The organism is Verrucomicrobiota bacterium (assembly GCA_037139415.1).
In the GTDB taxonomy this organism is placed as follows: Bacteria; Verrucomicrobiota; Verrucomicrobiia; order Limisphaerales; family Fontisphaeraceae; genus JBAXGN01.
The window spans coordinates 1-24,777 of record JBAXGN010000089.1 but is presented as its reverse complement, the minus strand read 5'-3'; the positions used below and the strand labels follow the sequence as shown (position 1 = coordinate 24,777).

21 protein-coding genes are annotated in these 24,777 nt (G+C 55.7%); 10 read left to right on the top strand and 11 right to left on the bottom strand.

Annotated features, from left to right (window positions below):
• Positions 1-126: 126 nt before the first annotated feature.
• From WCO56_16230 to WCO56_16210, 5 genes are read right to left on the bottom strand one after another with little or no spacing between them, the layout of a single operon-like run.
• Entirely contained in the window at positions 127-678 is a 552-nt protein-coding gene (locus tag WCO56_16230; GenBank protein ID MEI7731126.1) for a BMC domain-containing protein, read from the bottom strand.
• Positions 675-1,994 (bottom strand): 4Fe-4S dicluster domain-containing protein, encoded by a 1,320-nt coding sequence (locus WCO56_16225; GenBank protein ID MEI7731125.1) that lies wholly within the window; start codon positions 1,992-1,994, stop codon positions 675-677. The genes WCO56_16230 and WCO56_16225 overlap by 4 nt, the downstream gene beginning before the upstream one ends.
• A 56-nt stretch (positions 1,995-2,050) precedes the next feature.
• A complete protein-coding gene (gene thrH / locus WCO56_16220) occupies positions 2,051-2,671 on the bottom strand; it encodes a bifunctional phosphoserine phosphatase/homoserine phosphotransferase ThrH (GenBank protein ID MEI7731124.1) in 621 nt (206 codons plus the stop codon).
• Between the two features lie 50 nt (positions 2,672-2,721).
• On the bottom strand, positions 2,722-3,894 hold the full coding sequence (locus WCO56_16215; protein MEI7731123.1) for a DUF2062 domain-containing protein: 1,173 nt from the start codon (positions 3,892-3,894) through the stop codon (positions 2,722-2,724).
• Positions 3,891-5,192 (bottom strand): AMP-binding protein, encoded by a 1,302-nt coding sequence (locus WCO56_16210; protein MEI7731122.1) that lies wholly within the window; start codon positions 5,190-5,192, stop codon positions 3,891-3,893. The genes WCO56_16215 and WCO56_16210 overlap by 4 nt, the downstream gene beginning before the upstream one ends.
• Before the next feature lie 181 nt (positions 5,193-5,373).
• Between WCO56_16210 and proC the strand changes: the two genes are divergently transcribed.
• The 3 genes from proC (at position 5,374) to WCO56_16195 (ending at position 9,353) form a co-directional block, all read left to right on the top strand.
• Positions 5,374-6,186, top strand: a complete 813-nt coding sequence (proC, locus tag WCO56_16205; GenBank protein MEI7731121.1) for a pyrroline-5-carboxylate reductase — start codon at positions 5,374-5,376, stop codon at positions 6,184-6,186.
• Between the two features lie 28 nt (positions 6,187-6,214).
• Complete coding sequence (locus WCO56_16200) at positions 6,215-7,333, top strand: AI-2E family transporter (GenBank protein MEI7731120.1); 1,119 nt, start codon at positions 6,215-6,217, stop codon at positions 7,331-7,333.
• Positions 7,334-7,427: 94 nt separating this feature from the next.
• Positions 7,428-9,353, top strand: a complete 1,926-nt coding sequence (locus tag WCO56_16195; protein ID MEI7731119.1) for a right-handed parallel beta-helix repeat-containing protein — start codon at positions 7,428-7,430, stop codon at positions 9,351-9,353.
• 220 nt (positions 9,354-9,573) lie between these two features.
• Here the strand turns inward: WCO56_16195 and WCO56_16190 are convergent, their stop codons facing one another.
• The gene (locus tag WCO56_16190) at positions 9,574-10,449 is read right to left on the bottom strand and encodes a fibronectin type III domain-containing protein (protein ID MEI7731118.1); all 876 of its coding nucleotides are present in this window, start codon (positions 10,447-10,449) and stop codon (positions 9,574-9,576) included.
• Positions 10,450-11,408: 959 nt separating this feature from the next.
• Here WCO56_16190 and WCO56_16185 point away from each other — a divergent pair.
• Genes WCO56_16185 through WCO56_16175 form a run of 3 tightly spaced genes read left to right on the top strand, consistent with a single transcriptional unit; the run spans position 11,409 to position 14,753 of the window.
• Positions 11,409-13,445: a hypothetical protein gene (locus tag WCO56_16185; protein MEI7731117.1), complete on the top strand. Its 2,037-nt coding sequence runs from the start codon at positions 11,409-11,411 to the stop codon at positions 13,443-13,445.
• A complete protein-coding gene (locus WCO56_16180; GenBank protein ID MEI7731116.1) occupies positions 13,442-14,329 on the top strand; it encodes a hypothetical protein in 888 nt (295 codons plus the stop codon). Before WCO56_16185 ends, WCO56_16180 begins: the two co-directional genes overlap by 4 nt.
• A gap of 13 nt (positions 14,330-14,342) precedes the next feature.
• A complete protein-coding gene (locus WCO56_16175; protein MEI7731115.1) occupies positions 14,343-14,753 on the top strand; it encodes a hypothetical protein in 411 nt (136 codons plus the stop codon).
• A gap of 138 nt (positions 14,754-14,891) precedes the next feature.
• Here WCO56_16175 and WCO56_16170 read toward each other — a convergent pair whose 3' ends face one another.
• On the bottom strand, positions 14,892-15,830 hold the full coding sequence (locus WCO56_16170; protein ID MEI7731114.1) for a class I SAM-dependent methyltransferase: 939 nt from the start codon (positions 15,828-15,830) through the stop codon (positions 14,892-14,894).
• 644 nt (positions 15,831-16,474) lie between these two features.
• Here WCO56_16170 and WCO56_16165 point away from each other — a divergent pair.
• On the top strand, positions 16,475-18,154 hold the full coding sequence (locus WCO56_16165) for a cellulase family glycosylhydrolase (protein ID MEI7731113.1): 1,680 nt from the start codon (positions 16,475-16,477) through the stop codon (positions 18,152-18,154).
• A gap of 62 nt (positions 18,155-18,216) precedes the next feature.
• Here the strand turns inward: WCO56_16165 and WCO56_16160 are convergent, their stop codons facing one another.
• The 3 genes from WCO56_16160 to WCO56_16150 all read right to left on the bottom strand — a co-directional run bounded on the left by WCO56_16160 (position 18,217) and on the right by WCO56_16150 (position 21,501).
• Positions 18,217-19,077 (bottom strand): SDR family NAD(P)-dependent oxidoreductase, encoded by an 861-nt coding sequence (locus WCO56_16160; GenBank protein MEI7731112.1) that lies wholly within the window; start codon positions 19,075-19,077, stop codon positions 18,217-18,219.
• Positions 19,078-19,249: 172 nt separating this feature from the next.
• Positions 19,250-21,019: an arginine--tRNA ligase gene (argS, locus tag WCO56_16155; protein ID MEI7731111.1), complete on the bottom strand. Its 1,770-nt coding sequence runs from the start codon at positions 21,017-21,019 to the stop codon at positions 19,250-19,252.
• 17 nt (positions 21,020-21,036) lie between these two features.
• Entirely contained in the window at positions 21,037-21,501 is a 465-nt protein-coding gene (locus WCO56_16150) for a PTS sugar transporter subunit IIA (GenBank protein MEI7731110.1), read from the bottom strand.
• 90 nt (positions 21,502-21,591) lie between these two features.
• Between WCO56_16150 and WCO56_16145 the strand changes: the two genes are divergently transcribed.
• A complete protein-coding gene (locus WCO56_16145) occupies positions 21,592-23,553 on the top strand; it encodes a hypothetical protein (protein ID MEI7731109.1) in 1,962 nt (653 codons plus the stop codon).
• Positions 23,554-23,635: 82 nt separating this feature from the next.
• On the opposite strand, the gene WCO56_16140 is transcribed toward WCO56_16145, so the two are convergent.
• Positions 23,636-23,791 carry a hypothetical protein gene (locus tag WCO56_16140; protein ID MEI7731108.1) on the bottom strand — a complete coding sequence of 52 codons (156 nt, stop codon included), beginning with the start codon at positions 23,789-23,791 and terminating at the stop codon, positions 23,636-23,638.
• Between the two features lie 103 nt (positions 23,792-23,894).
• Between WCO56_16140 and WCO56_16135 the strand changes: the two genes are divergently transcribed.
• Positions 23,895-24,173: a hypothetical protein gene (locus WCO56_16135; protein ID MEI7731107.1), complete on the top strand. Its 279-nt coding sequence runs from the start codon at positions 23,895-23,897 to the stop codon at positions 24,171-24,173.
• A 74-nt stretch (positions 24,174-24,247) separates the two neighbouring features.
• Positions 24,248-24,667 (top strand): secondary thiamine-phosphate synthase enzyme YjbQ, encoded by a 420-nt coding sequence (locus WCO56_16130; GenBank protein MEI7731106.1) that lies wholly within the window; start codon positions 24,248-24,250, stop codon positions 24,665-24,667.
• Positions 24,668-24,777 lie beyond the last annotated feature (110 nt).

The following is a 24,777-nucleotide window of genomic DNA, read 5'->3' as shown; positions in this document are numbered from 1 at the left end:
CGAAAGCCGAAAGCCGAAATAAAGGTTGCAGTTTCAAAATAGGACTCAATTTAAATATGCGCCGACTGACGTCGGCGGCTACAAGAAACGGGCCGGAACAAATACGACCCAACCCGTTTTCCACGCTCAAATCACTTCCCGATACACGTCCGGGTGCGGGCGGGAGATCACCACGGCGTTGACCAGCATCCCGGCTTCGCTGATGACCTGGCGTCCGGCGGCAACCGCCGCCTGCACGGAACCCACATCGCCCGTCATGGTGAGGAATGCCTTGCCGCCCAGCGCCATCGCCAAGCGGATTTCCATGAGGGTGACATTGGCCGCCTTGGCAGCGGCATCGGCAGCCAACAATAGAGTGGCGACATTGAACGACTCCAAAATTCCCAAGGCACCGGTTGGTTCGCCGGGTTGGGAGCGACCAAGGGCGGTAATCACGTCCGGATGTACGCTGGCCACATGGAACTTGTCAATGAGGCAACCATTGGCAGCCGCGGCCCCGGCCTCCACGGCGCTTCGCACCGCCGCGGCGTCACCACAAATCAACACCATGTATTTGCCAGAGCAAATGGAGCGGGAGAGCACCAGTTGCACGTTGCCGGCTTTGAGCATCGTATCGGCCACCTGGAATCCAGCGGCCACGCTCGACAATTCAATCAAACCAATGGAACGATCTTTCATGATACCCTCGCTAAGGTTAAACGGTCTTGAGTTACAGCGGTCACCGAGGCGTTGAAGGGCGCGTGAATAATCGCGCCGAGCGCGTTGGGCGGCAATTCGCCCAACGGTTGGCCGGCAGTCACCCGGTCCCCGACTTTCACCAGCGCGTTGTTGGGTGCACCGGCACCCTGTTTCAGCGGCAGCACGACTTGGCTTGGGGTCAGTTCCGTTTTCTGGAAAGGAGCCGGCAGGTCGTACTCCGCCACCGCCAATTTGCGGGTGAGTAATTTGATGGGCACCCGGCGTCCGTCATGCATGGGGTGTTCCTTGACGGTCGTTGGCCCCGTCCACTTCTGGTTCAGCCGGCGCATTTCGGCCTTGGCGTCGTCGCAGGCTTCCTTGGGGTACAGCATTTCCGGGCAAGCGTAAAGGGTACACAGGCCGCAGGCACAGCAGAGCGCGGCAAGTTGGTTCCAATGTGCCTCACCCGTAGCCGTAAAGGCCAGGCTGCGCATCACGGCGTGCGGCTGCACATCGTAGCCGAGCAGGAAACGCGGGCAAAATTCGGTGCAATAACGGCACTGATCACAGGCGGACTTGCCGATTTTGGCCTTGGTCTTCGCTGGCTTGAGCTTGCGCTGGATAATTGGATGCTCGCGCGGCAGCACAACCACTCCGGTGGTCGTCTTGGTCACGGGCACATCCAGATTCTCCGTGGTCTCACCCATCATTAATCCCCCGAGGCACAGCACCGGGTTAGGAGTGGAGACACCACCAGCGGCCGCGATACATTCTCGCATGGAAATCCCAATGGGCACGATCAGGGTCACCGGATTATTCACGGCCCCGGCCATCGTCAAATATTTGCGCGTCACCGGGCGGCCCTGGCTGGCAGCGGCGATGTTGATGAACGTCTCGACGTTGTTGACCACCGCGCCAACGTGGATGGGCAGCCCGGCGGGCGGGATCAGACGGCCAGTGACTTCATGAACCAAATCATACTCATCGCCGGCGGGATAATAATCCCCGAGCAAATGAACCTTTACGGGAGTACCTTGGCAGGCGGCTTGGACGGCTTCGACCGCATGTTTCTTTTTCTTTTTGATGCCGATGATACCGGTGGGAGCACCAACAGCTTCCATCGCCAGTTGCACACCGCGCACCAGTTCAGCGGCCAGCGTTTCCATCACCACGGCATCTTTGTGCAATAGTGGTTCGCACTCCGCGCCGTTGGCGATCACGGTATTGGCTTTGGCGGCGAGCTTGACGTGGGCGGGGAATCCGCCGCCACCCGCGCCTACGACGCCCGCCTTCCGGACTAAATCTACCAAGTTCATGCGTGCGGATGATTAACCGGACGGGGGGTAAAAGACAACCTCAAAAGCGGACCAATTCATTCCACTTCCGCCTGCCGCATCGCCCCGCGCAGCGCGGCCAGGAAATCCGGATAGGTATTCAGCGCCGGGAACTGCGGGAAGTCCCGCTTCACATTATCCGGCGCGTGGAACAGGAAGCCGCGGTTCGCGGCGAGCAGCATGGCGGTGTCGTTATAGGAGTCGCCGCCGGAAATCACGTAATAATTCAACTGGCGCAGCGCGACGACGGTCTTGGCCTTCTGATCCGGCACACGCAACTGGTAATTGACGATGCGATCGTTCTCGACGACCAGCCGGTGGCAGAGGAGCGTCGGCCAGCCGAGCTGCTTCAGGAGCGGGGAGGCGAACTGCTCGAACGTATCGGAGAGAATCAGCACCTGCGCGATGGAGCGCAGCTCGTCCAGGAACTCCTTGCCGCCGGGCAACGGCTGCAATTTGCCGATGACGGACTGGATATCGGAAAGCTTCAGGCCGTGCCGGTCCAGAATGGCCAGGCGCCCGCGCATCAACTTGTCATAGTCCGGCTCATCGCGCGTGGTGCGGCGCAATTCCGGGATTCCGGTTTGCTCCGCGACGGCGATCCAGATTTCGGGAGTCAATACTCCCTCCATGTCCAGTGTAATGATTGACTGTTTCACGCGGCGGAGTGTTCCAAAACCAGCGGGGCTTGTCCAGCGTTTCACAAAGGTCAGGTTTTGGGGCGCGTACGCAGGCTAAAACGGGCAAGGCCATAAGCGACCACCATGCCGGCCACCCCAACCAACAGCGCAAGCACCACGCTACCGACAAACCATTCGGAAAAATATGCGGGAATCTTTTGCGCCGCGACTTGCGGCGCGAATTGTACCATCTGACCCGTGTGCAAATAATGACCGAGCACCAACCCCGCCGCCATCAGGAACGGAGCCACGAGCGGAAACGAAATATTGCTAGCGGCCAAGGCAATGGCCTTGTTCAACCGCCATTGGTGGGCCAGAAATGCCGCCGCTAACATCTGAAAGCCCCAGATGGGCGCAATACCGCAAAACAAGCCCAAGCCCACGGCAGCGGCAAACCGACCCGGTGTCCCGGTGTTCTCAGAGAACACGTGCCGGAATATGGCGCGGAAACGCTGCCGTCCTGGCAAGGTCTGCCACTCCCGATGGCAGACGAGCCGACGCAGGGGTGCCGGCAGGCAAAACGCCTGCGTGCATAATCGGGAGTGGACGCGTGAGATTTGCAGCAGGTCTCGCCAAGGATGGAAATGCGACATGCGCGACGTGGGCGCGGCATAATCCGCCGCCACCGGTTGCGCCTGCAAGGGGATGCCCGCCCAGGCCGCTTTGACCATGATTTCCAATTCGTAGGCGTAGCGTTCCGACTTCACTGGCAGCCCCCGAATGGCCGCCAGCGGATAGCAGCGATAGCCGCATTGCGTATCGGCAAGCCGCACCCCGGTCTCGAAGCGGAACCAGAAAGTGGAAACATCGTTGGAAAAACGACGTCCAAATGGCGCGCCTTCCTTCTTCAAATCGCGTACCCCGATGATGAACGCATCCGGCTGTTGCCGGCAGGATGCCGCAAATTCCGCCAGGGCCGAGGTTTGATGCTGCCCATCGGCATCAATGGTGATCGCATGAGAAAACCCCATGTCTTCCGCCCGTTCAAAGCCAGCTTTCAGCGCCGACCCCTTGCCCTGATTGGCCGCCAGCGTAATAACCGTGATCCCCACCTCGCCGGCCAGGACCTTTCCGGTATCATCGGTGGAACCGTCATTGACAACAATCACCGGAAATGCCGCCCGCGCGCCACGAATCACGCGCTGCAACGTCAGCGCATGATTATACACGGGGATGACCACGCAGATATTGGGAGCATTCATGGCTGCTCACCCCGCAAATCCACAAAATACCGTCGTTTACGCGCACCGTGGGGAAGTTGCAGCGCCTCAATTTCTTCCGAGGTCGCCGGGGTGATCTGCGGGGAGACTTTGGCGGTGCCTTGAAAGCGTTCCCGCAGCACCTCCGAAATCTTGCGGGAATCGCCAGCAAACGCCACCCGCACTTCGATATGATCGGAGAGGGGGCTATCGCGCCGGGCAAGAATGGCGTATGAACGCACTTCCGGCACCCCATCGAGGACGGTCTTCAACGTGGCGGGAAACAACGTGGAGCCACGCACTTTCAACTTCTGGCTCTTCCGCCCCAGAATTGGCCCGAGGCGAAGCGTGCGACGCCCACACGGACAGGGACCACGAAATAGGGCGGCAAAATCTCCCGTTCGATAGCGGATCAGCGGCATGGCCTCAACGCCAAAGGTGGTGGCCGTCAACTCGCCCACCTGCCCCTCCGGCACCGGCCGCCCGGCGTCATCCAGCGCTTCCAAGTGCAGCAACTCGGGATGCAGATGCCCGCCCAAACCCGCGCTGCATTCACAGAGCGAGGAGGCCAGTTCCGTAACTCCATAGGTGGAAAACACCCGCGCATTCCACCCGGTTTCGATGGCCTGCCCCAAGCGATTCACCGAAAAATCCTCATGCCGCACCGGTTCACCGATGCAAACCGCCTTGCGCACCCCAAGCGATGCCAGGCCGAAGTTTTCTTCCGCCGCTTTTTCTGCCAGCAACCCCAGGAAAGACGGCACCCCCACGATGGCGGTGGCGGAAACCCGCCGCAGAATATCCAAATGCATCACGGGGGTGGCTGGTCCCACGCGCACCACCGCGCAACCAAGCTGGCGCAGCCCGAGAAAATAAGCCATCCCCGCCATGAAACAGCGGTCGAGCGTGACCGCCAGAATGACCGTGTCATCAGCCGTCAAACCGGCACAGGTAAAGGAAAGGCATTCGTTGCGTCCCAGCCGGTCCAAGTCCGCATCGGTGAGCCGCCACACCAGCGGACGCCCGGTGGAACCGCTGGTAGTGACGATGTCCACCACACGTTGGGGCGGCACACATAGAAACGCGTCGGTCTGTTCGGAAAGGATCGCTTTGTCAATGGTGGGAATGCGAGCGAGCCGTTCCAGCGAAGGCGGAACCCGCAGCGATAAGCCTGCCCGGCGGAAGTGTTCACGATAAAACGGTGATCGGGCGGCGGCATAACGATACGCCTCCCGCCAGGCTTCTCGCTGGCGGTCCTCAATCTGCCGGGGGCTCAAGGTTTCTTCCGGTTGTATGCGCATCGCTACCGTCCGGTGAGCCCTGCCGGTCAGGACGCAAAGGTCGGCAGGTGGCAAATCCGGAACGCGCCCGACCTTAACCCGCACCAACCTGGTTGTCGAGCGGATTGAAAATGCTTTCCAGTTGGCTGAAATCTCATTCTTTGCGCTTCCCCTTGGGCTGTCCGGCTGTTACAACGCACGCATGAATGCCACCTTAAAGCTTGGCTTTTTGGGCGCGGGTAAAATGGCCACCGCGCTCGCCAAGGGATTTCTCAACGCCCATCTGGTCAAACCGGCAGGCCTGATGGCCAGCGATATTTCGGAAGCCGCGCGAAACCATTTTGCGGCGGAAACCGGCGCGCAAGTCACTGACCTTAATACGGCCGTGGTGCGTTTCGCCAATGTGCTGATCATCGCCGTCAAGCCGGCGCAGGTGGCGGAGGTGTTGCACGAGATCAAACCGGTGTTCACCGACAAACATTTGCTGATTTCCATCGCCGCCGGTGTGACGCTGCCCAAGTTGGCCGGCCACTTGGCCAATCATCCGCGCCTGGTGCGGGTCATGCCCAACACGCCGGCTCTGGTTGGCGCTTCCGCCACAGCGTATGCATTGGGCGGCGAAGCGGGCGCGGAAGATGCCCAACTGGTGCAACAGCTCTTTTCCTCGGTCGGTTTGGCCTTGCAAGTCAACGAATCGCTGCTGGATGCCGTCACCGGTCTCAGCGGCAGTGGACCAGCGTATGTGTACATGATCATCGAAGCCTTGAGCGATGGCGGGGTGGCGGCGGGTCTGCCGCGCGATAAAGCGACGCGTCTGGCGGCCCAAACCGTGCTCGGCGCCGCCAAGATGGTACTCGAAACCGGGCTGCATCCCGGGGTGTTGAAGGATCAGGTCACCAGCCCGGGCGGAACCACCATTGAAGGGGTGCATGAATTGGAAAAAGGTGGTATGCGCGCCGCGCTGATGAATGCGGTGCGTGCGGCCTCCGATAAATCGCGGCGGTTGGGCCAGTAACCCGCTTAAGAACGCAGTGGATATGCCCATGAACTTCCCACCACCGACCGAAAAACAGGCGCGGGTATTGTGGTTTTCTTTGACCACCCTGGCGATCGTGCTGGTGTTGGCAATCGTGGGCGGATTACTGTGGGGACTGGGCTGGATAATCAAGCAATTGTCCTCGGTGCTGCTGCCCTTGGCAATGGCCGGAGTGCTGGCCTGCCTGCTGGACCCGCTGGTGGATTTCTTTGAGCGCCAGTTGAAGATTCCCCGTCTCCGCGCGATCGCACTGGTATTTATGCTGGCAGTGGGCTTAATGCTAATCCTCCTGGCCACGGTGGTGCCCAAGCTGATCTACGAATCCAGCAGCCTCGTTGGCGATCTGCCCGCCACTGCCGAGAAACTTCGGGTGCGGATCCAGGTTCTGCTGGACCAGACGCCCGCCGGTCATAAAATCCGCGCGGAATGGGACACGCATCTGGGCAATGACTTTCAAGCGTGGTTGGGCAAGGCCTGGCCGGTGGCCGGGGCGTGGATATGGCAGCAGCTCGCCAAGGTGGCCAGTTGGTTTGGCTTGGCCCTGGGCCTGGCATTGGTGCCGGTGTACACGTTTTATTTTCTCCTGGAGAAAGAGGGGATTTTAAAGCGCTGGACCGATTATCTACCCATGCAGGAATCTGCGGTAAAAACCGAACTCGTTTATATCCTGCGCGCATTCAATGATTGCCTGGTGGCATTTTTTCGGGGGCAAATTCTTGTTTCCCTGTGTTCCGCCATCCTGCTGACCATTGGTTATCTCCTGCTCGGGCTCGACTACGCCTTGCTGCTGGGCGCGCTGGCGGTTTGCCTTGGAATCGTGCCATACTTGGGGGCGATCATCAGTGTTGGTCTGGCGGTCGCGCTGGCGGCGGTACAATTTCAAGATTGGTTGCATCCGCTGGTGGTGATCGGCCTCTTCTGCGGGGTGCAATGTGCCGAGGGACTGTATTACTCGCCCCGCATTATCGGGACGCGCGTGGGATTACACCCGGTGACCATTATCATCGCGGTCATGGTGGGTACGACCCTGCTGGGCGGCATTCTGGGCGGTATCCTCGCGATTCCCGTTACCGCCGCTCTCCGCTCCATCATGTTCCGCTACGTTTGGAAAACGTCGCCAGCGTGACCAGATCGGGAAGAGCTTAACCGGGGATTGTTGAGATATATTCGCCAACATCCCGCTGGTCTCCTGCCGGGTTTTCCATTAGGCTGATGCCTGTATGAAACAACTCATCCTGACCGTCGCCTTGCTGTCACTGGTGGTGGCGGAAATGCCTGCGGCTTTGGAAGTGCCCTACGATCCGGCGGACGCCACGAAACTATTTCAGGAGGCGATCAATTCCGGCGCGAAACAACTATTGGTCCGTAAAATGGCTGGCCCCTGGATCGTGGATAAGCTTGAACTGGCCGGCGATCAGGAAATTATTTTTGAGTCCGGCGTGGTGGTGCTGGCGCGGGCGGATGCGTTTCATGGCAAGGGCGATGCCCTGTTCACGGCCTCTTCGCGGAAAAACCTGCGGCTGATTGGTCCCGGCGCCACGCTGCAGATGCGCCGTGCGGATTATGCCGGTCCGGCCTACACCAAATCTGAGTGGCGCCACCTCCTGAGTCTGCGCAGTTGCACCAATGTGGTGGTGGAAGGCCTGGCGCTGGTTGAGAGCGGTGGCGACGGCATCTATCTGGGCGTGGATAAAAGCGGTGGCCCGAACAAGGACATCATCATCCGCAAGGTGGGCCTGAACCGGAACTACCGGCAGGGCATCAGCGTCATCAGCGCGGAAAATCTGCTGATCGAAGATTGCCTGCTGCGGGCTACGGCTGGCACGCCTCCGGCTGCTGGCATTGACTTTGAGCCGAACCGGCCATCGGAACGCTTGGTCAACTGCGTGATGCGCCGATGCCTGGCGGAAAATAATCACGGGCTTGCCTACGATTTTTATCTTGGGCAATTGGACCAGACGAGTGCTCCCATTTCCATCCGGCTGGAAGAGTGCGTTTCGCGCGGCACGAACCGGCTTTCCGTGGCGTTTTCCACCCGCTCAAAGAATGCGGCGGACGTGGTGCCGGGCCGGGTGGAATTTGTGAACTGCCGTTTTGAGGATTCCGGACGCGCAGGTATCACGATTTCCAAACCCGCCGCCGGGCCACTCCTTCGCTTTGAACATTGCACGCTGGTGGATCCGGAGAAATCGTCTGCCACCAATGCGCCGATTCAGTTTGCTTCGACGCACGGTGGCAAAATACCGGCGGGCGGTGTGGAGTTTATGGATTGTACCCTGGCGGTGGATGCGGCGCGTCCGCTCATTGACTATCATAACAGTGCCGGTGTGCCGTTGGCGGGAATATCGGGAAAGTTGATTCGGGAAAATGGCGGGCAACGAATCAGCCGCACGATGGACGCGGCGTGGCTGGCTGAACTGGCTCCGCCTGATCCGTTTTTTGATCTGCCGCCACCCGATTTGAACCTCGCCGCGTTGCCGGTTGCGGCCTCTGGCGCACCAGATAAAATCCCGCCGCATCGTGTGCGTGGCAAAGGTAGCTATGCCTTGAATGTTCAGGCGCATGTAACCGCGCGTTGTGTTGTGCAGCACCGCTCCGTGGGGCGTCCACAAAAGGATAAGCCGATGTCGGTGGAGATTTTCTCGCCCTCTGGAAAAAAGCTGCGGGGCGTCAAAGTGGAACCCGACTCGGCTCAGACCATTGAGTTTGAATCCCCTGAATCCGGCCTGGCGCGTCTGGTTTGTGATGCCAATCCGGGATCCTTCACAATTGCAGCGGCGGGTAATCCGGTGTTTCTGCTTCCTGAGGATGGAACATTCCATTTCGTCAGCATGGCCTCCGACTATTACTTTGCGGTGTCATCCGGCTCGCCCGCCTTTGGCGTCAAAGTGACTGGTGACGGCACGCTCGAACTGGTGAAAGCCACGCTGACCAGTCCGTCCGGAAAAGTCATCTGGCAGGCCGATGCCATTGCCAAACCGCACAGTCACGTGGTGAAGCGCGGCGCGCCGGAATATGCGGGCGTGTGGAAACTCCGATTGGAAAGACCCACCCACGGTACGTTTGAAGATCACTTCCTGGAACTGCGCGGCGTACCGCCCGTCTTGGCGCTGCAACCGGACGCCCTGTCCACGGTGGATAAATGATCCAACCCGTAACCGCCGCACGTCAGTCGGCGCAAACATATCCCCGGCCCATAACGCGCAGCCAACCGGACAAATAGGTATCAGGCGAGGTCACGAGCCTCTGACTTCTTCGGTATTTACGCTTCTATTTTTCAAGCCACAGCCTCCTTACGTCGGCTCCTACCGCAGATAATCAAGCCAGCGCGAACTGACGCTCGCGACTACGGCACAAAACATCCACTCACCCCACCACAATTTCCCTCGCCTCGCTGGGCTGGCTTTCCCCGGCGTCGTTGACGGCGGAGACGCACACCTTCACCGTCTTGCCGATGGGCAGATCGGGAATCCTCGCGTCACGCGCCTCGCGGTTGAAGAGATGGCGGAATTCCGCGTCCTCCCCGATGATCTGGATGAAAACCCGGTAATGCTTGGTGCGGGGCGCATGTGCCCAACTCGCCTCCACCACGCCGGGCGGATTGGCCGTGAGCGTCAGTTTCGCGGGCACCTCCGGGCGCTTGGGCAAACCGGGCGGCACCAGCCCAAACGCGTTCCAACGCGGGTCCAACGGGTCCAACACCAGGGCGAGTTCACTCACCAACCCCCGCATGCGCATCCGCAGCCGCTTCATCGCCGCATTGCGCGTGATTTTCTTCTGGCCGGATGCCGTTGAACCCTCGCGCCGACCTTCCCGGGCCACCGCAAGCGCCTCAAACAACACCTTGGCCTTGGCTGCCGTCACTCCCATTTCCGCCACTTCATGTGTGGGGTTCTTGGTGAAATACATATCCAGGCTCGTGCAGAGATGCATGCGCTTGGCGACCAGCGTGGGGATGGCCGTGGAACGATCCGGCCAACCAGTCTCCTCCCAACTCAGATTCCAGTAATATCCGTGGCGCTGGGTGAGCACCGCCCGCGCGGCCTTCAGGAACACACGCATATTGGCATCCGCACGCCGCACCGCGCCATTCTGCGTTTTCTTATCCGATTTGGTGCCAGCATAGTCGGATCTGCCCGTGCTGGCGGCATCAATCGCCGCCCGCAGGACCGCCTCCGTGTTTTGCTTGATGCCCAGAGCGGTCTCCAGCTCGTGCAACCCATTTGCCATGTCCGTTGCCATACGGAACACCTTGGCAGAACTTTTTGGTATTCGATTTCCACGCATACACGTCCATTTCGTATTAACCGGTGTTGATTTTCGTAGAGGATGGCAGAAAATGCCCAATTTGTCACCCAAATTTGTCAAAACCACGCCGAATGACCATTTTTTGATGGTTTTCACCACCTGGAACGACCAAAAACGCCTTTTTTGGTGGGTAACAGTCGTGGATCAATACTATTCGATAGTCAAATGATGAGTGGCCACATAACCTATACCTTATTAAAGAGTCGCACAGTACTTGATCCCAGTGGATTCATATCATTTGTTAGTAGAATTATATTCGATCACCATGAATACCTACTAAATAAGAGCATTATGACACTTTTCCAGAATAGATACATATAATTTGAAAGTCGAATCATAAATTATTACCGTGGATTCATACTATTCTAGACTTGTATAGGATGTGTACTCAATGGACATATACTACTTTAAAGCCGAATACCGAATGTCCACGTAGTCTGACAACCAAACAAGAGTCGAATAATGGTAATTCACCACGTTTGCCCATCGAAAAACCATCCGCAGTCGTACCGCTGCACCAGCGACCATCAAAAAAGAATTATTGAGTGTACCCCGAATACCTTTACCCATCGCAAATTCCTTTTTCACCCATGAACGACAACCGACCTCATGCTGACAGAACTTTTTGGAGTATATCTCCGCTCACGACCATGGCGGAAGCGTTTAATTATGGTCTGCGGTGCTAACCGCCGAGGGAAAACGGATGGCAGGCGATACTGCTTTGAATTTACGCCTCCACACTTCCAAACTGACGCAACTCGTACCGCATAGCGGGATGTTTTTTATCGGATCATCCGGATGTAGGTCAAAACTGAAACGGTAGTTCATAAATAAAACTAAAATTAGAACTTGCGATCCATAAAAGACCTGGTCATAAACGATGAATATTAACAATGAACATCTCGAAAACATGTGGTGTGCTGGCTCTTCTCAGCATGAGCATTGTATTCGCAGAGGCTGAAAATAACACCTTGCCATTAAGAATTAGGACAACACCTGATCCTAAGGTGTTTACTCAACCTAAAATACTGTCGGAACTTTTAAAACTTTCTCCTGAGCAACTTGATCAAGTTGATATTGCCGTAATTAACTTGCTTTGCGCCGAAGGGTTGCGCGGTTCAGAAAAACTTGATTTAGATTACTGTGTCAGGACGCTTAACTCATGGGCAGCGCATGTCGAGAGTGAAACCAAACGCAATGAACACCTCTTCAAAGAACACCCTGAGCGTTTTAAGAATTCCCTGGCATATTTCCGCATGGCCATGTTAGCCACTGTACTCGTTCAGGATTTGCGCATTCAATATAATCCCGAACGTTTGAAACAACTTGAGAATGGGCATGCTTTTCGGACAGACAAGGATGAACGGGACTTCTTTGGCAGTTCCAAGGATGTCTTCCTGCACGGAATGCTGGAACCCAATCATTACGGGACATGCGCATCAATGCCATTTCTTTATGTGGCGATTGGCCGGCGGTTGGGATACCCGGTTACGCTGGCAACCACGGCCTCCCATTATTATGTCCGTTATGAAGAGGGGGATGGCAAACACCTGAATGTGGAAGCAACGGAACACCGGGCTTTTCTTACCCCTTCCGATGAAGAATATAAAAAGCCTTGGGAAATGCAGGTTAGCAATGATGATATAACAGGTTTTGGATACCTGCGGCCTTTGAGCAATAAGGAAATCCTGGGGCATGCACTGCTCACGCGCGCGACAGTTCTGCGGAGCATGAAAGAATACACCGGGCAAGCCGAAGCTTGGTCAACTGCCATGCGTTATCTGCCAGATACGCCACTGTGGAAAAACATAGCCAACAATATGCAATGGCGGGCCGCCGAAGAGGGCGAGCAAGAAAAGTGGGATGCCAAGTGGGATAAATTAGCCCGCCTGTATGTTCCGCCAGGACCTGGCTATGCCTATTTTCAAGATAAAAAGATTCGATTGCACCTGCTAATGAATTATAACCGGGATTCTGGAAAAGTTGACAAGGCGGTCAAAGACTTTGAAGACGAACTTCGGGCCTTTAGCAAGCCATTCTTGGAATCCGAAACCGGGCAGATGCCGCCACCAGAAAAACCGCAATCGAATCTTGTGCTTCGTTATATGGTCAAACGGGGCAAAGAAGTCAGAATACCTGCTGACCTTTTGCCACCCTTGAAAGATGGGAAGGTGCCGCTTGAACTTTCGCAGCGCATTGCCGAAAAAAAGTTGGAAGATGCTGAATTGATTCTCGCCGAGTTTTGGACTTACCATGATGAGGCAATCCAGGCTCAACACAAAGCCGAGCAAACCATTACCCGGCAGCGTATGCTTCAAGGCGGAATGGGTCCCATGCTCATTCCGCGCGAGTTGGTGCCTGAAGAATACTGGAATGACATTCCAGCACAGCTTGAATTACGGCTCAGCGGCTTGAAAACCGAGCAAGACGTCGTGAACGGGATATGGGAATACCATCGGCGCATGGAGGCGCAGCGCGAGTTGGAGCAGTGGGTAGAAAAAAATGAGGCAAAGGAGCAGGCAAGGCGCATTTTAGACAGCCATGGAATCAGACTGTCCTCGCAGAATATCCGGCGCGGACCGCAATCATATTCTCCCCGCCTGCCACCCGATCCGCGGCAGCCCAAAATCCCAGAGATGTACGCCGAGTGGATAACACCAGAGATGGCATGGAATCTAACAGCGAATGAAATCTCGCAACTTGAGTTAAATGCAAAGAATATCCAGATTAGGAAAGACATGAAGGCAGTGATGCGATCCTATTCAGCCAACGGTTATCATAAACCGTTGGGTTTTGTGCTGGTTCCGGCCTCCGTGTTGGGCATGAATGTGGTGGCAGCGCCCATGCCGCCCACTCGCGCAAACATGCCCGCATTACCGCTCTCCCAACCGCAACCAATCCGTACAATGAACGGAAAAATTATACCATGAAAACCATGCACAAGTTCGTTTTCACCGTCACCGTCACCGTCTTTGTTCTCGTTGCAGCCGACCTGCAAGCTGGGCGCTGGCTTTCCAGAGACCCAATCACCGAAAATGCCGGTTTTGTAGCGCGCGATGCTCAGGTGACGATGAATTTCATCCAACGGAATGGACCAAGTCTATATGCTTTCACCAGGAATAATCCAGTAATGATGATAGATCCGCTCGGACTTGATACGCTCCTATTGATTATAGGAGAAGAGTTTAACAACCAATCGGACGTTTTCAGAAGATCAGCCGCATATTATATTTCAACATACAAAAATGCTAATTTCGATTCAAAGTGCGATGCCGTAGTGACTGTGGATTTGACCGGGACAGGAGAAAATGCTGTGCGGATTGTTCAAACTGCATTTTCTAAGGTTAAATCGATTCGAATTATCGGCTACCTTGGACATAGTGGCAAACGTAATTTATTTTTAACCGAACAGCCATCCAAAGGGGCAAACTTAGGCCTGATAGATGTTGATGAAAACAGGTCTCTGGATGATCCGGATCGCACTTACTATGCAACATCTATTTCACATCTTGATTTTGGAAATCTGACAAAAAATGCCTCTGTTTACCTTCTATCCTGCCAAGCAGGAGCAATATTGGCTCCTGAGATGGCGAAAAGAATAGATAAACCTGTGCTAGCCACACCTTCCTATGTCAACTTCGATAGTAGGGGGCGTGCTTTTATTCGGCTACATCGTTCATTATTCACAGGGGGATGGAAATGGAACAATGGGTCTCCGAAAAAAGGTTTGCGCGATGAAGTATGGTCGCAAGAGAGTGCTGATAAAATTCAACAGGAACTAAATCAACTCATCAACTCTCTTAAGGCTAAATAATTTGCTTCAGGCTATGCTCAAAATCAAAACTGCCGTCATTATTTTTACCGTTCTTTTAATTTTGGCTGGAGTCTGCTTTGAACATTGGCGTGTTGCTACAATTATCCCTACAGAGCGATTTGAAGAGGCATGGCCATTTAAAAAAGCTGAGCACGAGTTCAAACTTGATCTTGCACGCGTGCAGACAGCGGTGGCATGCGCCGTAACGAATGGTGAGAAACGCATAGTCATCATTTCGCGGTATCGGATTCCTTACTACCGGTTGGAATCTAAAAGTTTGGCTGTATTAGACCCCTACAGCAAACCGCCGGAAGGTTGCGTGTTTATATATGACCAGAATAAAATCAAGAATCATTACGCATGCGAGATCACCGGCCCCAAATTTGTCTTTTTAGAAGAACCAAGACATTCAACAAACTATTGAAACCACCATTTTTGTAGATATCAAACCATCTACCTGCCATTGTTGGACGAGTAATAAAACCATTGTTCCGCCGCTTAAAAAATTCCCCTTTCAGTCATACCTTCCTTTGGGATATAATTTAACAAAAGCACGTGCATTTCACGATGCCGGTTTTGTCACATGCAAAAACAGATTCACGTTCAACGGTTCACTCTTTACTTGAATAGCTTCATCGGGAATGTCAGCTTGACGTGCCAACAGTTTAAGTTGGTCTGAACTTCGATGATTTAACAACCAGTTTCCGATTTCCATATAACACCGGGTTGGATTCTTGGCAGAGAAGTTTCCGACCACCATTTCACCAGCAGGGGCAAGGAAACGATATAGCCGGCATAACAGTCTGGAAAATTGTTGATCATCCAGGTAATCGAACAGCCCCCCACTCCAGATCAAGTGCGGTTGTTGATGCGGCCAGAAACGAAAGGCATTATTATGGTGGAAAACTATTCGCTCTGAAAAAGCCGCGCAAAGGTTGTTCGCATATTGGATGGCATTGGCATCAGAGTCCACGCAATCAAAGAGGAAACCGTTTTGGGGATCATGAGTACACCATTCAAAGAGGTCTCTTCCAGGACCGCTGGCAAGGTTCAGAATTCTCTTTTCCCTGTGGCCGTTGTGTGCGGCTTTCTGTCGCAACCAATTGTGGAAGTAATCTTTTCGATTCCTGACAGCCTGTGGTGCTGCGAGGGAGTGGAAATAATGATCCCAACGCGCCAAGTTGGCGTCTGGTGATATCCAGTGCTGATAAATTCTTTCGATGATTTCGAAATCTCCGGCGTATCCATGCGGTTTGCACCAGACAAAACCTTGACAAGTATTGGGACTGGTGCCGGCGTCACCCAGTGCAGCCCATGCTGCGCGAATTTCTTCCATGGAAATTCTGCCTGCCTGAATGGCCGAATACAGACCATCCAGCAAATCATTTAAGTCCAGATAATCACCCGGATTTGGGCCACCCTGTTCTTGCAATCGCTCTAAAAGCGAACGGAAACTGCCAAGTGGTAATTTGCCATCAGTTAAATGTGATATGTTTGCCATAGCTAAATCCTTGTACTGTTGTTTTTAGACCCTGGCGTGGCAAACGAAACTGCGGAAACAAAAAGGCGCGAACTTGTCTCACTCTGACTGGAGGCACCGCCAAGCGCCTGTCACCAGAATGCTCCAAGCCGCGCCCGATTAGGGCGCGCTCTTGGTTGGATCTGGTGACTTCGAAAATTGGCGGTTTTCCAGTCAGATCGCAGCCGAAGCTACGCGAAATATGTGTATGTGTTTCTTAAAGCATTATTTTTTACGAACAGGATTATCGTTGCTGTAAACAACGATTTTGTCAAAAGAAATGAATTTTTGCCTCCAATAAAATATCTTCATCCCACGCCACTCAGTCTGACTCGCCATGTCTTCCCAAACAGACGTTTTCACCATCCCCTATTTTCTAACCAAGCTGCCATCATGCATTTCCTCCGGATTTGGTATGGCACATACGATGCCAGAAGCGGCTGTCTTGGAAAAGGGAAAAGGAGGCCATGAAACCACCGGAATACACCCGAAAACCTAATTACCACAGGATTGGTACTATACAATGGGTGGACGGGATATTTTTACTCACCGAATGATACGCTGCGCATCATGACGCTGCGCTTGACCTTTTGATATAACCGGAGTTTTGTATGGCGGTGAATTTTATGCGTTTACCATATTTGACCTTGGCCGCAGGCCTGATGGCGCTGGCCGCGTGTTCCATCGTTGCCGCCGAACCGCAGAATCCCGCTGAGATCACCGGCGGTTTGCGGGACACCAGCAATATCCCCAAAGAGTTCATCCGGCGACAGGGCACCCGGCTGGTCGCGGGGCCGGGGGATCAGCCCGTCCTGCTGCAAGGGGTCTGCTTCGGCAACCAAGTCTGGGGCAACCCGAAGACACCCCCCGCCACGCATCATGACGAGGCGGATTTCCAGCGCGTGCGCGACATGCGGATGAACGTCATCCGCTTCTACCTGAATTACGCGCTGTTTGAGGATGACCGGGCGCCCTACACCTACAAGCCCGCCGGCTGGGAATGGCTGGACCGCAACATTCAATGGGCGAAAAAGCACGGCATCTACCTGATCCTGAATATGCACTATCCGCAGGGCGGTTTCCAATCCAACGGCGACGGCCTGGCGCTGTGGGATAATTCGGAAAACCAGAATCGGCTCACGGCGCTGTACCGGGCCATCGCGGAGCATTGCCGCCAGGAGCCCACGGTGGCGGCCTACGACCTGGTGAATGAACCGGTGGTTTCCAAGGCGCTGGAGCAATGGCGCTCGCTGGCGGTGCGGTTGACGGAGGCAATCCGCTCCGTGGACCGCAATCACCTGATCATCGTGGAGCGGCTGAATGCCATCAAGGGCCAGTGGAAGAACGATGAGAATATGAATTTCTTCCTGCTGAACGACGCCAACCTGATGTACACCTTTCACTTCTATTCCCCCATCGAATACAGCCACCAGACAACCTCCTGGACCGGCCTGCCGGAGGATGGCAGCTACCCGGACCCGATCATCATGCCGCCCTCGGACACCACCTGGTGCGGCGCCAGCTTTGGCAACGCGGTGCTGCCTGCCGGGGACACGGATTGGAAGGAATACGTGGGCGAGATGTTCCTGGCGAAGGATCCGAAGTTCATGACCGCCAAGCCCGCCTTGGTGGGCGCGAGCAACCACGGCAGCGCGTGGTTCGGGGATTTTGTGGTGAAGGAATTCGATGCGAACCGCAGCCTGTTGCGCGTGCTGTGGGCCACCAACGTCACCTCCATGAAAAACGCCTCATTCTGGAGCAAGAACAAGAGCGGCAAATGCCAGCTCGCGCCGGGAGCCGGGCCGCAGGGCCGCAGCGCCCTGGAAATCCAGGGAACGACCGATGACTCGAACTACGCGCTCAACATCTACCGCTTCAAAGTCACGCCGGGCCATTATTACCAGCTCAACGGGTTCATGAAGGGCCGCCAGGTGTCCCCCGGCGCGCGCTGCATGTTCCGCCTGGATTTTGAAACCAGCCCCTCTGGCGGCCGCATCATGACGCGCAACCGGGAATATCTTGCCGCCGAACTGAAGCAATATCTGGACTGGGGCAAGCGCAATAACGTGCCGCTCTATGTCGGCGAATGGGGGCTGTTCAAGCGGTGCTTCGACGAGGGCAAGGGCGGCCTGAACTGGGTGAGCGACATGATGAGCCTGCTCACCGAGGCCGAAGTACATTTCACGTATCACACCTATCACGAGACCGGTTTTGGCCTGTATTACTACGACAGCAATACTCTGCCCGATCCCGCCAAGGCCAATACGGGATTGATCAAACTGTTCACGCAGCGCCCCGTAAAATAAATCATTCCGGGAATCATCGCCCAGGTGCCCCAATGATCTCCGACGCCACTGCTGTTCCTATGCTAAAATTTCTTACCCCGGTCTTCCGGCACAATCCGCCGCAGACAGTAAATATCCGATTTGATTAAATCCTCGCGATATTCGTGCAAACGGGCCCAGGGATCCCATTGCGCGCTGATGAGTTTTCCTGTGATACCATCGCTTTCCGAGGACGCCAGGTAGGCGCAAAGTTCCGCGCCCAGATGCAACGGAGTGGCACCCTCTTCGGCCCATTTTTTATTTTTGGCGAAGAACGCCGCCCCCACTTTGTCAGGCCCGGCCTGCAATACTTGATCCACCAACCGTGTTCGCAACGCGCCAGGCGCGACCGCGTTCACATCCACATGATGGGCCCGAAGTTCTTCCGCCAGCGTTTCCATCAACCGCACCACCGCCGCCTTGGAAGCTGCATAGGAACTGATGTTAGGCAACGGATTCGTCGCGCCACCGCCGGAGAGGATGATGATTTTACCCCGGCCATTTTGCTTGAAATGCGGGATGATGGCGCGGCAGGGCAACAAGACCCCGTACAGATTGATTTCCACGGCCCGTTTCCACTCCGCCAAGTCCACTGATTCCGTCGGGCCCATGGGGCCGTAAACCCCCGCGTTATTCACCAGCACCTGCACCGAACCGAACTGGGCCAGCGCAAAGGTCATCAGGTTCCCGACCTGCTCAACCACGGAGACATCGCATGTTTGCCCGAGAACGCGCACCCCAGCAGGCGCTTGCGCCTGCAACTCGGCACGGGTCGCCTCCAATAGTGCGGCATCGCGCGCACACAATAAAACGCTGGCTCCCTCGCGGACAAACTGGGCGGCAATGGCCTTGCCCAACCCCTGGCTGCCGCCGGTAATGATCGCATTGATTCTGGATAGTTTCATGCGTGGCTAAAATCCCATTCCTGACGCATGGCGTCAAGACTGGGGAAGTAACTTCGCAGAAAATTGCAGGACAGAAAAATCGGGGTCCGGACACGATAAGAAACAGCCTCTTCACGAAACACCGGCACGGTTGGTTGCTACCCCTCACGCCTCATTCTCAGCACACCCACCGCTACATCTGTTCCACGACTTCGATACCGAGCACGGCCAGGCCTTGTTTGAGGACGCGGGCAGTGAGGTCGCACAGAGCCAGACGGGAGGCGCGCTCGGGGCCATCAGCCTTGAGCACGGGACAGGATTCGTAAAACCGGGCGAAAAAACCGGAGAGGTCGTAAAGGTAATTACAGAGGAAATTTGGACGGTATTCCTGCCCGACCGCCTCCAGCACCAAACCGAAGTTCAACAATTGCCGGGCCAGCGCAATTTCCTCCGGTGCGCCCAGCCGCAATTGCCGGCACTCGGTAATCTCAACCCCGGTCTCCCGGGCTTTGCGAAAGATGCTGCGCACGCGGGCATACGCGTATTGCAGGTAGGGCGCGGTATTTCCTTGCAGGGAAAGCATTTTATCCCAACTGAACACGTAATCACTCTGGCGATTGGGAAGCAGGTCGGCGTATTTCACCGCGCCCAGCCCCACCACCCGGGCAATTTGACGACGCTGATCCTCCGGCAGTTCAGGACTCTTCTGGTTGACCACCGTCAACGCCCGCTCTTCCGCCTCGTCCAGCAAATCCGCCAGTTTGACGGTCTCGCCACTACGGGTCTTGAACGGCTTGCCGTCATCACCCAGAATGGAACCAAACCAGACATGCGCCAACCGCACCTGGTCAGACAACTCGGGATGCCAGCGGCGGAAGGTGGTAAAAATCTGGCGAAAATGCAGTTGTTGGCGGCCATCGGTGACATAGACGATTTCCGCGGGAGCCCACGTTTCCAGCCGGTACGCGAGCGTGGCCAAGTCGGTGGTGGCGTAATTCGCCGCCCCATCGCTTTTCTGAATGAGGCAGGGATTCGGCAGCCACTCGCCGTCACGCTGGATAAGGAACGGGTCTTCCTTGGGCGGCACCGAGCCATCCGAAAACACACACCGCGCCCCATCGCTTTCGCGCGCCAGCCCACGATCACAGAGTTCCTGCACCACGGTCTTTAATCGCGGGTTGTAAAAACTTTCACCCAAGGCGACATCAAATGTCACGCCCAACCGACGGTAGATGGTGTCGAACTGCACTTGGGACAGCGCAATCATTTCCTTCCAGATGCGGAGGTTTTCTTCGTCGCCGCCCTGGAGTTTGACCAACTCCTGCCGCGCGGATTCAAGGACTGCGGGATCATTATCTCCAGCGGCGTTGATGGTTTTATACAGCCGTTCCATTTCGGCGATGGGATCGGCCCGCAGGGCAACGCCATTCAATTGCGTTTTCCAGCCGACCAGCAGCTTGCCGAATTGGGTGCCCCAATCACCGATATGGTTATCCGTAATGACACGGTGCCCCAGCAAACGGAAGTTTCGCGCCAGACAATCCCCCAGGATGGTGGACCGGATATGCCCCACGTGCATCGGCTTGGCGACATTGGGCGAACTGAAATCAAGAACGATGGTGCGCGGACGGTCGGTCGGCTGATAAAATTGATGCGTCCCCCGGGCCACTTCCAGCAGCGCCGCTTCCATGGCGGCGGGCTTCACCCGGAAATTCAGGAACCCAGCCCCGGCAATGTCCACGGCGTCGCACAAGGTTGTCACATCCAACGCGGCTTTGACCTGCTCCGCCAGTTGACGCGGATTCAATTTGCGCTCCTTGGCGAGCGCCATCAGGGCGTTGGTCTGGTAATCACCAAATTTGGGATCGGGACACGGACGCACCAAAAGGGAACTGGTATCGGCGTCCGGTAAAATTTTGGCGACGGCATGCCGCAACTGCTGCTCAAGTTGACGATAAATCATGGAAGCTTGGAAAACGGCTATTTCTTCCCCTGCGCCTTGATGAGATCAAGCATGGCCTGCGGATCGGGTGCTTGCTCCAAGGCCTGGCGCAATTCCCGTCGGTGAAGCAATTTGGCGATGTTCGCGAGCGTGTGCAGATGCTTTTGGAACTGTCCTTGCGGCACCAGAAATAGCATCACCAAGTGTACGGGGTGGTTGTCGAGCGAATCAAAATTAACCCCTTTGGTGGAGCGCCCCATGGCTCCCGTCACCTCATAAATCAAATCCGTGGACGCGTGCGGAATCCCGATGCCAAAACCAATACCGGTGCTCATCGAGGTTTCCCGTTTTTTGACCACGGCGGAAATGGCGTCCCGATGTTCGGCTTTGATCTTCCCGGTGGAGACCAATAGGTTAATGAGTTCGTCAATCGCCTCCCAACGGTTGGTGGCTTTCAAGTCTGTGACGATCTGTTCTTTGCTAAGTATGTCGCCGAGTTCCATAGTGTTCTTTACGCAACGGGTGCATTTCGCACCATCCCGTTCCAGTTTTCAAGTTTGAATTCAAAAAGTTTTTAGGGTATGTTGGCCGGAATGTTTGAATGGATACGACAATGGAAGTGGTTCCGGTGGTACCAGGCATGGGTTTGCCTGGCAATTTCCGCGCTAGCTGCGACCCCGGATTGGGACAAAGCGGTGACGAAGATGTGGGTCACCCCGGCCATGGACCGTCTGAACCTCGTGGGCCCGTGGCGGGGCACGCGTCCGGATCGCGGCGCGGTCTGCCCGCCCGGGGAAACGCGCCAAATCTGGCTGGACTTTGACGGACATAAACTGCCGCCGGGCACTCATGCCCTCTGGCTGGCCATCACTGCCACTGTGGACCGCCAGACCAACACCTTGCCGGTGGACTTTTCCACCAACGCCCCCATCCCCGCCGAGAAATTGGACGCCTGCGAGAAAGAGCTGATGACGCGCACCAACACGTTGTCCCCCGAACGCCGCCTATTTCTGCATGCGCTTGGTGCCACCGAACCCAAGCGCAACCATTGGCACCACTGGGATGCCGAAATGAATCCGGTGAAAAAGCGTCTGGTGCGTCCCGCCAAATTTTCCGCCATCCTCGCTGCCGCCATCAACCTGCACCGGCCCATCCCTCACTTTGTTGTCTGGACACCAAACCGATGGCTGGACCTGGCGCCAACCGTGTTACCGCCCGCCCTTGGCCAAGCCACCAACCTGCCGCCAGTGGAATTGTGCCGCGACGAGTATGATAGTGCCTGCGTAACCGTCAGCAGCCTGGCCGAGGTCCCCCTCAGATTTGAGGTGCAATTCCTCACCAATGCGCCCCCGGACGATTGGACCAACTCGCCCAACACCGTGGTACTGCGCGCCAAAGTCACCGTGTGGCCAATTCGTCTGCCCGCCAGTTCCCGAATGGAGGTGTTCACTTGGAACCATCTGCCCCTCGAAACCAACCACCTCGCTTTTCTCAAGCAAATGAAGGTGAACTGGTTCACCCTCACCGCGCCCAAATTCACCATCCAGACCAATCGCGTGCTGTGCGATTTCACAGAGATGGATGCTTCACTGGACGTTGCCAAACCATTCGGCAAAGGCCTGTTTGCGGATGGTTTCCTGACCGCATTCAGCGACCTGGTGGAAAAGCAGACCAGTTTCACCCGCAGCAACGTCACCTATATGAAGCTGCTGGATCAATATCTGGGCCAATGGACCAAACACATGCGCGACAAGGGCTGGAAACCGGAGGATTACGCCATTCAACTCTGGCCTGAACCGGGACAGGCCGGAGTCAGCGACCAGGATTGGCTATTCGACCTCATGGCCCGCACGTCCGCCATGCTGAAAAAGATCGAGCCAAAAGCGCAGATCATGGAAAACCCGTCCATGCCATTCAACCAAAAGTGGTACGACCAGATGGCGACAAACAGCACAGCCATCCTGGCGCCCGCTGCCGGGCAATTCTACCTGCCGGAGGATACCCGTGACAAAACCTGGGACCAAGTCCGACGATCGAACGCCACGGTGACGGCGGAAAGCCGCCTGATGACGCAGGTGTACCTGCGCAAACTCAATGCCGAGCGCGGCTGCCGACGCTGGCTTTACTTCCAGCGGGAGGCCAACCAACAAAATAGCATTGCCTATTTTCGGAACGCGCCTTGGAAAAGCAAATGGATGGGTTTGGAGGGCGTCTGTTTTAACACCTCCTGGCTGGCCACCGGCGGCGCACTGGAAAATCCACATTACCGGAGCACCGAATTTTGGGAAGAATACGCGGTAAAAGGCATGTATGCCTGGCGCGACGGCATGGAAGACATTCAGTATCTGGAATTGCTGGAGGAACCCCTCCGGCAGATCGAACGCACCAACCCCACGCACGCCAAATTTTTGCGGGACATGTGGATAAAAGCGCAAAAACGAGTGGCAGATATCGGAGGAACGGAAACACCCGACAAACTGGATGATGCCATCGCCCTCTCCCGGCGTGAATTGATCATGGCGTTGAAGATGATCTACCCGAACGGAAACCCCTGAGGGGACAGCTACGTTGAAAATTGGGACCCTCTGACGGGCGTGATCCCCCTCAGCAGCAACAAGAGTTGGTGAAAAATACGGGCTATTTTCCAGCAGGCGCGCCATCCAAGCGCAGGTGGGTGGCATCTTGAACCAGAACCTGGGCGGGCTTTTTGGCGTGCAGATCGAGATAGGCACGGCGGGCGCTGGTTTGGAGACCAGCCACTTCGATCACGCCGCGCGTATCGTTGTGCATCATCCACTCCAACATTTGCCAAACAACATTTAACCGGTTAGTTTCATAACTGTCATTTGAAGTGAACAACTGACTGGCATGCTGGAGGAATCAAATTGGATGATGTATGATAACCAAAAGCAAAAATCGTTCGCTGGCCAAACCACTCCGGAAGGGATTGGCCGGGCAGTTTGCCGCCCTGTTAGCAATGCGCAGCCAAGGCCTGATCAACCAGATCGAGTATGAGCAGCGCTTGGAAGAAATTAGTTTCGGCCTGCCTCCGCGCAGCACTCTGGTGGAAACCGATTTGCAAGATGGTGGAACCCGGTTCGTGGTGCGAGAGTCGGACACAGGCGCGATCCTGGAGGTGTTCGAGTTTTGGCGAGCCTATGACGCCACTCGTTGAAGCCTGGCAATCGGTGTAACCCAACGCTGCGAACCGGCATTGAATTCTTCTTCCCGACGTGGCATACCTGCCCCATGAAAAGTTTGACCGAGCAACTTTGGTTTGAGGTTCCGGGACGCCGGGGCTTCGTGAACATTACGGACACGGTGGAAAAACTGGTGAAGAAAAGCGGCGTGCAGGAGGGGCTTTGCCTGGTCAATGCCATGCACATTACCGCCTCGGTCTTCATCAACGACGCCGAAAGCGGGCTGCTCCATGACTACGAGGTTTGGTTGGAAAAGTTGGCCCCGCATGAACCCGTGGGCGACTACCACCACAACCGCACCGGCGAAGACAACGCGGACGCGCATCTCAAGCGCCAGGTAATGGGGCGGGAAGTCGTTGTGGCCATCACGATGGGTAAGTTGGACTTCGGTCCATGGGAACAAATCTTCTATGGGGAATTCGACGGCAACCGGCGGAAACGCGTCTTGGTGAAAATCATCGGGGAATAATACCATTTTCATCGTGCAATTGCACTATTACCAATCAGCGAGTGGTTGTGTAATTAAAGGTCAGAACACCGCATCTGCGCCGAATAATTTGATACCATTGGGGATTGGCG